This is a genomic window from Mycobacterium sp. Soil_C_30 (assembly GCF_057656995.1).
The window spans coordinates 23,811-35,832 of sequence record NZ_JBDGJH010000040.1 but is presented as its reverse complement, the minus strand read 5'-3'; the positions used below and the strand labels follow the sequence as shown (position 1 = coordinate 35,832).

The following is a 12,022-nucleotide window of genomic DNA, read 5'->3' as shown; positions in this document are numbered from 1 at the left end:
GACAAACACCTCAACCACACCCACGACAAACCCCTCCAGGCAGTCGCCGCTTGACATAGGAGCAATGCTCGGTCGCGGGGGGGGTGAGCTGGAGGGGTGAGCTGGAGGGGTGAGCTGGAGGGGTGAGCTGTCGGGGCTTCGACCTACAGTGTGAATCGTGTTCGTCGACGGTGATCGGGTGCTCTACAGCGCCTCCGACCTGGCCGCCGCCGCGCGTTGTGAATACGCCCTGCTGCGGGCCTTTGACGCCAAACTGGGCTGGGGCCCGGATGTTTCCACCTCGGACCAGCTGCTGGCCCGCACCTCGGCACTGGGCGACGAGCACGAACACCGTCGTCTCGACGAGCTGCGCGCGCAGTTGCGCGGCGAGGTCACCGTCATCGGACGTCCGAAGTACACCGCGGACGGGCTGACCGCCGCCGCCGGGCAGACCATGCAGGCCATCGCCGAGCAGGCGCCGGTGGTGTACCAGGCCGCGATGTTCGACGGCCGGTTCCTCGGCTTCGCCGACTTCCTGATCCTCGAGGACGGCCGCTACCGCGTCGCCGACACCAAACTCGCCCTGTCGGCGAAGGTCGAGGCGCTGCTACAGCTGGCCGCCTACGCCGACACCCTGGCGCGTGCCGGAGTTCCGGTGCACGACAACGCCGAGCTGATCCTGGGCAACGGCACCCCGGTGCGTTACCGGCTCGACGAGATCATCCCGGTGTACCTGCCGCGGCGCGCCGACCTGGAGCGTCTGCTGGACACCCATTTCTCCGGCGGCGCCGCGGTGCGGTGGGACGACAACGGCGTGCGCGCCTGCTTCCGCTGTCCCGAATGCACGGTCAAGGTCCGCGAACACGACGATCTGCTGCTGGTGGCCGGCATGCGGGTCAGTCAGCGGGCCCGGCTGATCGAGGCCGGGATCACCACCGTCACCGAGCTGGCCTCCCTCACCGACCCCGTGCCGGACCTGCCGCAGCGCACCGTCACGGCGCTCACCGCTCAGGCGCGGCTGCAGCTGACCCCGCGGGTGGACGGCAAACCACCCTACGAAGTGGCCGACGCCCAACCGTTGATGGTGCTGCCCAACCCGGACAAAGGGGACCTGTTCTTCGATTTCGAAGGTGATCCGCTGTGGACCGCCGACGGCACCGAATGGGGTTTGGAGTACCTGTTCGGCGTGCTGGATTGCACCGACGACTTCCAGCCGCTGTGGGCACACGACCGCGCCGCGGAGCGAAAAGCGTTGCAGCACTTCCTGAAGCTGGTGGCCAAACGGCGCAAGCGCTACCCGAACATGCACGTCTACCATTACGCAGCCTACGAGAAGACGGCGTTGCTGCGTCTCGCCGGACGCCACGGAGTAGGAGAGGACGAGGTGGACGACCTGCTGCGCAACGGCGTCCTGGTCGACCTTTTCCCGTTGGTGCGCAAGAGCATTCGGGTGGGAACCGAGAACTACAGCATCAAATCGCTGGAGCCGCTGTACATGGGCGCCGAGCTGCGAACCGGCGAAGTCACCAACGCCACCGACTCGATCACCGAGTACGCCCGCTACTGCGAGCTGCGTGACGAGGGTCGTGACGCCGAGGCAGCGGCGCTGCTCAAGGAGATCGCCGAGTACAACCGCTACGACTGCCGGTCCACCCGCAAGCTGCGGGACTGGCTGGTGGCGCGCGCCATCGAATCGGAGGTGCCCCCGATCGGCGCCCAACCGGTGCGCGACGGTGGCGACGTCACCGAAGACGATCAACTGGCGCGCCGGCTGGCCAAATTCGTCGGGGACGACCCGAGTACCCGCAGTCCGGAACAGTCCGCTGTCGCGATGATCGCCGCGGCGCGCGGTTATCACCGGCGTGAGGACAAGCCGTTCTGGTGGGCGCATTTCGACCGGCTGAACAACCCCGTCGATGAATGGGGCGATGAGACAGGGGTTTTCCTCGCCGAGCATGCTGCGGTGGTCGAAGACTGGCACACCCCGCCGCGGGCCCGCAAACCGCAGCGCTGGGTGCAGTTGACCGGGGCGGTGGCCGCCGGCGAGCTGAGCACCGACATGTACGCGCTGTACGCGCCGCCCTCACCGCCCGGCCTGACCGACGACACCGAACGCCGAGCCTGCGGCACGGTACGGGTGGTGGAGTGCGACGACCCCGAGACGCCCACCACCGTGACGGTGATCGAACGAGAACCCAAGACCGGCGGCACTTTCGGCCAGCTGCCCTTCGCACTCACACCCGGGGCGCCCATCTCCACCAAGGCGCTGCGCGAATCGATCGACTCCACCGCGGCGCAGATCGCCGACGGACTCCCCCGCCTGCCGGACACCGCCGTCGTCGACCTGCTGCTGCGCCGTGCGCCACGCACCCGCTCCGGCAACGGGTTGCCGCACCGCAGCACCCCGATCGAGGACATCACGACGGCCCTGGCCGATCTCGACTCGTCGTATCTGGCCGTACACGGTCCTCCCGGCACCGGGAAAACGCACACCGCGGCAGCCGTCATCGCGCAGATGGTCACCGACGCGCAGTGGCGAGTTGGGGTGGTGGCACAGTCACATGCGGTGGTGGAGAACCTGTTTCGCGGACTTCTCGACGCAGGTGTCGACCCGGCCGTGATCGGCAAGCGTGACACCCGCACCGACGACGCGCCGTGGCAGGACATCGACGCCAAGGCCTACCCCGAGTTCATCGAAGCACACAACGGTTGCGTGATCGGCGGCACCAGTTGGGATTTCGCCAATCCGGCGCGGGTCCCCCCGGGCTCCCTGGACCTGCTGGTGGTCGAGGAGGCCGGCCAGTTCAGCCTGGCCAACACCATCGCGGCAGCGCCCGCGGCGCGCAATCTGTTGTTACTGGGCGATCCTCAGCAACTGCCGCAGGTCAGCCAGGGTACCCATCCCGAGCCGGTGGACGAATCGGCGCTCGGGTGGCTGGTCGACGGCCAGCACACCCTGTCGGATGAACGCGGCTACTTCTTGGACCGCTCGTGGCGGATGCACCCACTGGTGTGTGCGGCGGTGTCGCGGCTGTCCTACGACGGCCGGTTGACCTCGGTGGACGAGGTGACCACCCGGCGGCACCTGGACGGGTACGCGCCGGGCGTGCACGTCCTGGCCGTCGAACACAACGGCAACGCCACCGAAAGCCGCGAGGAGGCCGCCGCGATCGTCGCCGAGATCCGCCGGCTCGTCGGCCGGGACTGGACCGACCAGGACCACACCCGCGCCCTGCGCCCCGCCGACATCCTCATCGTCACGCCCTACAACGCGCAGGTGGTGACGCTGCGCCAGCATCTCGACGACGCCGGTTTCACCGACGTGCGCGCCGGCACCGTCGACAAGTTCCAGGGGCAGCAGGCGCCGGTGGTGTTCGTGTCCATGACGGCCTCCTCCATCGACGATGTGCCGCGCGGCATCTCGTTCCTGCTGAACCGCAACCGGCTCAACGTCGCCGTCAGCCGGGCCAAGTACGCGGCCGTGATCGTGCGTTCGGCGCTGCTCACCGAGTACCTGCCCGGCACACCGGACGGCCTGATCGACCTCGGCGCATTCTTGTCGCTGAGCGCTCAGACGACACCGCTGCGCTAATCCTCGCGCGGGTGGGAATGCCTGCCGTAGGTGGGCGGCTCGTCGGGGACATCCCGATGATGCCGACTGCGAGCTTCGAGGAGATCGGCGAAATCCGCCGTCAACGCGTCGAACCGGGAGCCCGGTTCGTCATCACGCTCGACCGACGGCACCGGCGTCTCGTCGGCATGGAAACCGTTGTGCCCCGGCTCCTCATCGGCCAGTGTGTACACGCCGTCGTAGGGCTCGAGATCGTCCAGGAAGTCCGGGCTCCGGCCGTCGGAGCGCAGGCTCACCGCCGGCATCGAGTTCGGATGGCTCACCCGTACCGGCAGGGGGTCGGTGTCGACGTCGACAACGCGGTCGACGCCCACATCGTCGCGGACCCGGACGATCTGCTCGGTGATCGGTTCCCGCGTGCTCCCGACCCGCACGTGATCGACGTCGACGTACTCGTCGTCGGCGAAATCGTCGTCGTAGTCGTCTCCGAAGTCGTGGTCGAACACCGAATGTTCGTGCCGGTACCGGGCTTCGGCGTCGTCGTCCACCGTCGGGATGACTTCGGTGCGGGCATCCATCGAGACGCGCACCGCCGGGGCGGTGACCATATCGCGCAGGAAGATCGCCGCGATGACGCCGAACAAACCGATGAAGGCCGGCAACAACAGCGACTGGGACAGCGCCGCCGCGAACGGTTCCAGCAGGAACTGCGGCAACTCGGTCACCGCGCCCTCCCCCGGTGGCGGTCCTTGGCCCGGGCCGGGCATCTCGGCGCTGATCCGGGCCGTCATGAACGCGGCAATGGCCGCGCTACCGATCACCGAACCGACCTGCCGGGTGGCGTTGTACACCCCGGAGGCGGCGCCCGCGACGTCCGGCGGCAGGTTCCGGGTGGCCGTCGCGGCCAGCGGCGCGAAGATGAACGCCGTCGCCACGCCCAACGCCATCAGGGGCAGGACCAGCCGCCAGATCGCCGTGTCCGGCGTCATCTCGATGGACAACCAGGTCAAGGCGATCGCCAGCACGGAGAAGCCGAAACCGACGATGGGCCGCGGGTGGGCCCGGTCGACGATGCGGCCCACAAACGGCGCCAGCACGCCGGTGGTGACAGCCATGGGCGCGGTCAGCAAGGCCGATCGGGTGGGCGAGAGCCCGCACACCGCCTGCGCGTAGAACATCACCGGCACGATGAAGGCGGTGATGACGAAGCCGATGACGGCACCGCCGGCGTTGGCGAGGCTGAAATTGCGGTCGCGGAACATGCGCAGCGGGATCAGTGGCTCGTTCTTGTTGACCGCCTGCCAGTAGACGAAGGCGCCCATGGCCGCGATGCCGGCGGCGATCATTCCCCAGATCCACCACGTCCAGCTGTGCGACTGGCCTTCCTGCAAGCCGAAGACGATCAGGAACATGCCGAGGCCGGACAAGACGACGCCGAGAATGTCGAAGCGATGCATCTGGGTGGGCAGGACGGGGATCAGCCAGACAGCCAGCGCGATGCCGATGACACCGATCGGCACGTTGACGATGAAGATCCACTGCCAGCCGAGCGAGTCGACCAGCACGCCGCCGGCCAGCGGGCCGACCAGCGTCGCCACCCCGGCCGTCGCGCCCCAGACGCTCATCGCCACACCACGGCGCTGCGGCGGGAAGATCCGGGTGATCATCGACAGGGTCTGCGGGGTGAGCAGCGCCGCGCCGACGCCCTGTAGGACGCGGGCGGCGATCAGCATCCCGATCGAGTCGGACAGACCGCACCACAACGAGGCCACGGTGAACACCGCCAGCCCGGTGATGTAGAGGTTCTTCGGGCCGTACCTATCGCCCAGTCGGCCGGCGACCAGCAGCGGTACTGCATACGCCAGCAGGTACGCGCTGGTCACCCAGATCACGGCGTCGTAGCTCGCGGCCAGGCTCTCCATGATGTTCGGATTGGCCACCGCCACGATGGTCGAGTCGACCAGGATCATGAAGAAGCCGACCAGCATCGCCCACAACGCGTTCCACGGGTTGGTCTGCGCCTCGGCGGCCCGCGGCAGACCTCGGGCCAGCAGCCCGCCGCTTTCCGTCATTCGGCCACCTCACTGTCGGATCTGGAGCGGGGCCACGGCACTTCCACGCGGCACCCAGGAGGTGGCCCACTGCGCCGTAGGCACCAGGAGGTGGCCCACTGTGCCGTAGGCACCTCAAGGTGGCCACTGTGCCGTAGGCACCTCAAGGTGGCCATAGTGCCACCCCAACCTGTCCGGCTGTCGGGGAGGCGGGGACGTCCGAGGGCTACGCCGGCTCTGCGACGAACTCATCCTCGGCGTGAGCAGGGACCGAGGCGCTGGGCCGTACGGCCAGCAGCGCCGCCAGGGCGATGACAACGGTGACGGCCATCACCACGGCCATCGCCACCTCGTCGTTGCCGAGCACACCGACCAGAGGTGCGACCAAGGCACCGAGCCCGAACTGGCCCGCGCCCATCAGCGCGGCCGCGGTACCGGCGGACTCGGAATGCCGCGACAGGGCCAGCGCCGGCGCGTTGGGCATGACCAGACCCATGGCCGCCAAGATGGTCCATACCGGGATCAGGAAGCCGACCACCCCACCGGTGTGGGTGAGCGCCAAGCCGAGGAAGACCACGCTGGCCACGACCGCGACACTGAGTGCCGAGATCACGATCCGCGCCGGTGAGAACCACTTGAGCAGCACCACGTTGGCCTGGGTCGAGGCGATCAGTGCCACCGCGCCGGCCCCGAACAGCAGCGCGAAGCCCGTCTGATCCACGCCGTAGCGGTCCTGCAACACAAAAGGCGCACCCGAGATGTAGGCGAACAGTCCTGCCATGGCCAGGGCGGCAACGAACACCAGGACGACGAAGCGGAGGTCTCCGAGCAGTCGGACGTACGTGCCCGCGACACCGCGGACCCGCAGCGGCGGCCGGTGTGACGGAGGAAGCGTCTCTGGCAGTGCGAGCGCACCCACGATCAGCAGCAGCCCGGCGAGCACCACCAGTGCGGCGAAGACCCAGCGCCACGACCCGTGCAGCAGGACCGCCGCCCCGAGGGACGGCGCCAGCACCGGCGCCACCCCGAGCACCAGCATCAGCCGCGACATCATGGTGGCGGCGGCCCGGTCGCGGTAGAGATCGCCGACCACCGCCAGCGCAACGACCATCCCCGATGCAGCACCCATGCCCTGCAGCACCCGGCCCAGGCCGAGAACGGCGACATTGGGGGCCAGCAAGCAGATCACCGAGGCAACCATGTGCAGCGCGATACCGGCGATCAGGGGCCGCCGGCGGCCGAGCGAGTCCGAGAGCGGGCCGATGATGAGCTGGCCCAGCGCCAACCCGGCCAGCGTGCCCGTCAGCGTCAGTTGCACCACCGACGATGACACCGACAGGTCCTCGCCGATGGTCGGCAAGGCCGGGAGGTACATGTCGATGGTCAGTGGACCCAGCGCCACGAGAGCGCCGAGCACCAGGATCATTCGGATGCGGTTCGGTGCCGCCTGCTCGGAAGAAACCACGCTTCAGAACAGCATCGGTAGTCAATGAATTCTTCCCGGGGCCTCGAACAGTGACCGGACTCACTGGCGGGCACTGCGCCCGACCGCCGTTCGTTGGACTTTCGCTAGCCTGGACAAGGGAACTCTCAGGGGAGGCTCGATGAACATCGGACGGTCCAAGGCCCGATCGGCCCCCGGCACTGTGCCCGCCACGGTCGACGAGGATGCGGGCACCGCAGCCAAGGTGCTCAGTCACCTCATCGAAACCGGCTCCCGCGTGCAGGGTCCCGCCATTCGCGCGTACGTCGGACGGCTCCGCGACGCGAGCCCCAACGCCACTCCGGCCGAGATCGTCACCAAACTGGAGAAGCACTATCTGGCGGCGGTGATGGCCAGTGGCGCTGCCGTCGGCTCGGCGGCCGCCTTCCCCGGGGTCGGCACCCTGGTCGCGATGTCGGCGGTCGCGGGCGAAACGGTGGTGTTCCTGGAGGCCACCGCGGTTTTCGTGTTGGCTGTCGCCGAGGTCCACGGCATCCCCGCCGAGCATCGCGAGCGCCGGCGCGCCCTGGTCTTGTCGGTTCTCGTCGGCGAAGAGAGCAAAGGGGCGCTCTCCGATCTGCTGGGCCCCGGCCGTACCAGCGGGGCCTGGCTGACCGAGGGCGCGGCATCGCTGCCGTTGCCTGCGGTCTCGCAGCTCAATTCGCGGCTGCTGAAGTACTTCGTCAAACGTTATGCGCTCAAACGTGGCGCATTGGCGTTCGGCAAGATGTTGCCGGTCGGTATCGGCGCTGTGATCGGCGGCGGCGGCAACCGGCTGATGGGCAAGAAGATCGTCAACAATGCCCGTAAAGCGTTCGGCCCGGCCCCGGGTCGTTGGCCGGGCGCATTGCGTGTTCTGCCGCCCGCAGACCACCGCAGCTGAGGCGCTTCGAGCGTCTCGGGTGTCGCAAACCGAAACTGTGCATAACGTCTCCCCTGCGGGCATGGTCTGACCTGCGACACACGCGATAGCCTTTAGTGCGGCGCAACACGCCCGTCGTCGCGCTGGAACGTCGGTTTGACATTGAACGGTTCCGGCACGGTGATGACCATGCGGCAAGCAGCCACCGCAGACAGCTTGCCCGGAAAAACGGAACACAGAAGAACAAAGAGCACTGAATCGAGGCGAGCAGCTGCTGTGAGCAGTACAAGTTCACCATTCGGGCAGAACGAATGGTTGGTCGAGGAGATGTACCAGAAGTTCCGCGACGACCCCTCCTCGGTCGACCCGAGTTGGCACGAATTCCTGGTCGACTACAACCCCGAACCGCTGAGTGACACCCCCGCCTCGAGCGAGCCGGCGCCCGCCAAGGCTGAGGCGCCCGCCAACGGCCGCGCTGCCACGCCGGTATCGCCTCCCGAGCCGAAGCCCGCGCCGCCACCGGTCAAGCAGGCCCCGCCCGCCAAGACTCCGCCCACCAGCAATGGAGCGTCGGCGCCCACCGCGCAGCCCACCACCTCTGCGCCCGCCGAGAAGAAGAAGTCCGGTTCCGCCTCGGAAACAAAAGACACCTCCGCGCCCGCCGACGAGAAGCAGGTGCTCCGCGGTGCCGCCGCGGCCGTCGTCAAGAACATGAACGCCTCGCTGGAGGTGCCCACCGCCACCAGCGTGCGGGCCATCCCGGCCAAGCTGATGATCGACAACCGCGTCGTCATCAACAACCACCTCAAGCGCACCCGCGGCGGCAAGATCAGCTTCACCCACCTACTGGGGTATGCGATCGTGCAGGCCGTCAAGAGCTTCCCGAACATGAACCGGCATTTCGCCGAGATCGACGGCAAGCCCAACGCCGTCACGCCTGCGCACACCAACCTGGGCCTGGCCATCGACCTGCAGGGCAAGAACGGCAGCCGCTCGCTAGTGGTCGCGGCCATCAAGGGCTGCGAAGCCATGAAGTTCGGGCAGTTCATCGCCGCCTACGAGGACATCGTGCGCCGCGCCCGCGACGGCAAGCTCACCGCCGAGGACTTCAGCGGTGTGACGATCTCGCTGACCAACCCCGGCACCTTGGGCACGGTGCACTCGGTGCCGCGGCTGATGTCCGGCCAGGGTGCGATCATCGGCGCCGGCGCCATGGAGTACCCGGCCGAGTTCCAGGGCGCCAGTGAGCAGCGGATCGCCGAGCTCGGCATGGGCAAGTTGATCACGCTGACGTCGACCTACGACCACCGCATCATCCAGGGTGCGGAGTCCGGCGACTTCCTGCGGACCGTGCACCGGCTGCTGCTCGACGACGAGTTCTACGACGAGATCTTCTTCGAACTGGGCATCCCGTACGAGCCCGTGCGCTGGCGCACCGACAACCCGGATTCGATCGCCGACAAGAACGCCCGCGTCATCGAGCTGATCGCCGCCTACCGCAACCGCGGCCACCTGATGGCCGATACCGACCCGCTGCGGCTGGACAAGACCCGCTTCCGCAGCCACCCGGACCTCGACGTCCTCAGCCATGGCCTGACGCTGTGGGATCTGGACCGCGAGTTCAAGGTCGACGGGTTCGCCGGTGCCGACTACAAGAAGCTGCGCGACGTGCTCTCGGTGCTGCGTGACGCGTACTGCCGCCACATCGGTGTGGAGTACACCCACATCCTCGAGCCCGAGCAGCAGAAGTGGCTGCAGGACCGCATCGAGGTCAAGCACGACAAGCCCACCGTGGCGCAGCAGAAGTACATCCTGTCGCGACTCAATGCGGCCGAGGCGTTCGAGACGTTCCTGCAGACCAAGTACGTCGGGCAGAAACGCTTCTCGCTGGAAGGCGCCGAGACCATCATCCCGATGATGGACGCCGCGATCGACCAGTGCGCCGAGCACGGCCTCGACGAGGTGGTCATCGGTATGCCGCACCGCGGCCGGCTCAACGTGCTGGCCAACATCGTCGGCAAGCCGTACGCGCAGATCTTCAGCGAGTTCGAGGGCAACCTGAACCCGTCGCAGGCGCACGGCTCCGGCGACGTGAAGTACCACCTGGGCGCCTCCGGCACCTACATCCAGATGTTCGGCGACAACGACATCGAGGTGTCGCTGACGGCCAACCCGTCGCATCTGGAAGCCGTCGACCCGGTGCTCGAGGGTTTGGTGCGCGCCAAGCAGGACCTGCTGGACAAGGGTGACGGCGACGAGGGGTTCAGCGTCGTTCCGCTGATGCTGCACGGCGACGCGGCGTTCGCCGGTCAGGGTGTGGTGGCCGAGACGCTGAACCTGGCGCTGCTGCGCGGGTACCGCACCGGCGGCACCATCCACATGATCGTGAACAACCAGGTCGGCTTCACCACCTCGCCGGAGAATTCGCGCTCCAGCGAATACTGCACCGACGTGGCGAAGATGATCGGCGCGCCGATCTTCCACGTCAACGGCGACGATCCCGAGGCCTGCGTGTGGGTGGCCAAGCTGGCCGTGGACTTCCGGCAGAAGTTCAAGAAGGACGTCGTGATCGACATGCTGTGCTACCGCCGCCGCGGGCACAACGAGGGCGACGACCCGTCGATGACGCAGCCGGCGATGTACGACGTGATCGATCACAAGCGCGGTGTCCGCAAGACCTACACCGAAGCGCTGATCGGCCGTGGCGACATCTCGATGAAGGAAGCCGAAGACGCCCTGCGGGACTACCAGGGTCAGCTGGAGCGGGTCTTCAACGAAGTGCGCGAACTCGAGAAGCACGACGTCGAGCCCAGTGAGTCCGTCGAATCGGAGCAGCTGCCGGCCAAGGGCCTTACCACCGCGGTGGACAAGTCCCTGCTGGCCAAGATCGGCGACGCGCATCTGGCGATCCCCGAGGGCTTCTCGGTGCATCCGCGCGTCAAGCCGGTGCTGGAGAAGCGCCGTGAGATGGCCTACGAGGGCAAGGTCGACTGGGCGTTCGGTGAGCTGCTGGCACTCGGCACCCTGGTGAGCGAGGGCAAGCTGATCCGGTTGTCCGGCCAGGACTCCCGCCGCGGCACCTTCACCCAGCGGCACTCGGTGATCATCGACCGCAAGACGGGCGAGGAGTTCACTCCGCTGCAGCTGCTGGCCCTCGGTGAGGACGGCGAGCCCACCGGCGGCAAGTTCTTGGTATACGACTCGGCGCTGTCGGAATTCGCGGCCGTGGGCTTCGAGTACGGCTACTCCGTGGGCAACCCGGATGCGTTGGTGCTGTGGGAGGCGCAGTTCGGCGATTTCGTCAACGGCGCGCAGCCCATCATCGACGAGTTCATCAGCTCGGGCGAAGCCAAGTGGGGTCAGCTCTCCGACGTGGTGCTGCTGCTGCCGCACGGTCACGAGGGCCAGGGTCCGGACCACACCTCGGGCCGCATCGAGCGGTTCCTGCAGCTGTGCGCGGAAGGGTCGATGACGGTGGCTCAGCCGTCGACACCGGCCAACTACTTCCACCTGCTGCGTCGGCATTCGCTGGACGGGATCCACCGCCCGTTGATCGTCTTCACCCCGAAGTCGATGCTGCGCAACAAGGCCGCGGTCAGCGATATCAAGGAGTTCACCGAGGCCAAGTTCCAGTCGGTGATGGAGGAGCCGCTCTACACCGACGGCGACGGCGACCGGTCAAAGGTGCAGCGGATCCTGCTGTGCAGCGGCAAGCTGTACTACGACCTGGCCGCGAAGAAGGCCAAGGACAAGCGCGAGGACATCGCGATCGTGCGCATCGAGCAGCTCTACCCGCTGCCGCCGCGTCGTCTGGGTCGCACGCTGGACGCCTACCCGAACGCCAAGCAGTTCTACTGGGTGCAGGAGGAGCCGGCCAACCAGGGTGCCTGGCCGACGTTCGGCCTGGCGCTGCCGGAGCTGCTGCCGGAGAAGCTGGCCGGTATCAAGCGGGTCTCGCGGCGGGCCATGTCGGCGCCGTCGTCGGGCTCGTCGAAGGTGCACGCCGTCGAGCAGCAGGAGATCCTGGACGAGGCCTTCGGCTAGTTCACTTCAGCGCGAGCGCGCGGGTTTGTACG

At 67.6% G+C, this 12,022-nt stretch carries 5 protein-coding genes; 3 read left to right on the top strand and 2 right to left on the bottom strand.

Features of this window, described 5'->3' with window-relative positions:
• Positions 1 to 157 precede the first annotated feature (157 nt).
• Complete coding sequence (locus AC3A6P_RS35790; protein ID WP_487697372.1) at positions 158 to 3,571, top strand: TM0106 family RecB-like putative nuclease; 3,414 nt, start codon at positions 158 to 160, stop codon at positions 3,569 to 3,571.
• Here the strand turns inward: AC3A6P_RS35790 and AC3A6P_RS35785 are convergent.
• Positions 3,568 to 5,622 carry an MFS transporter gene (locus AC3A6P_RS35785; RefSeq protein WP_487697370.1) on the bottom strand — a complete coding sequence of 685 codons (2,055 nt, stop codon included), beginning with the start codon at positions 5,620 to 5,622 and terminating at the stop codon, positions 3,568 to 3,570. The genes AC3A6P_RS35790 and AC3A6P_RS35785 overlap by 4 nt on opposite strands.
• A gap of 205 nt (positions 5,623 to 5,827) precedes the next feature.
• Positions 5,828 to 7,027, bottom strand: a complete 1,200-nt coding sequence (locus AC3A6P_RS35780; protein ID WP_487697378.1) for a multidrug effflux MFS transporter — start codon at positions 7,025 to 7,027, stop codon at positions 5,828 to 5,830.
• A 178-nt stretch (positions 7,028 to 7,205) separates the two neighbouring features.
• Here AC3A6P_RS35780 and AC3A6P_RS35775 point away from each other — a divergent pair, with 178 nt between their 5' ends.
• Positions 7,206 to 7,967, top strand: a complete 762-nt coding sequence (locus tag AC3A6P_RS35775) for a hypothetical protein (RefSeq protein WP_487697369.1) — start codon at positions 7,206 to 7,208, stop codon at positions 7,965 to 7,967.
• A gap of 255 nt (positions 7,968 to 8,222) precedes the next feature.
• The gene (locus tag AC3A6P_RS35770; protein ID WP_487697367.1) at positions 8,223 to 11,990 is read left to right on the top strand and encodes a multifunctional oxoglutarate decarboxylase/oxoglutarate dehydrogenase thiamine pyrophosphate-binding subunit/dihydrolipoyllysine-residue succinyltransferase subunit; all 3,768 of its coding nucleotides are present in this window, start codon (positions 8,223 to 8,225) and stop codon (positions 11,988 to 11,990) included.
• Positions 11,991 to 12,022: the final 32 nt, after the last annotated feature.

Excerpts from the sequence above, each read along its gene's own strand:
- AC3A6P_RS35785 (WP_487697370.1), bottom strand. The coding sequence starts at position 5,622 with ATGACGGAAAGCGGCGGGCTGCTGGCCCGAGGTCTGCCGCGGGCCGCC.
- AC3A6P_RS35780 (WP_487697378.1), bottom strand. The coding sequence starts at position 7,027 with ATGATCCTGGTGCTCGGCGCTCTCGTGGCGCTGGGTCCACTGACCATC.
- AC3A6P_RS35775 (WP_487697369.1), top strand. The coding sequence starts at position 7,206 with ATGAACATCGGACGGTCCAAGGCCCGATCGGCCCCCGGCACTGTGCCC.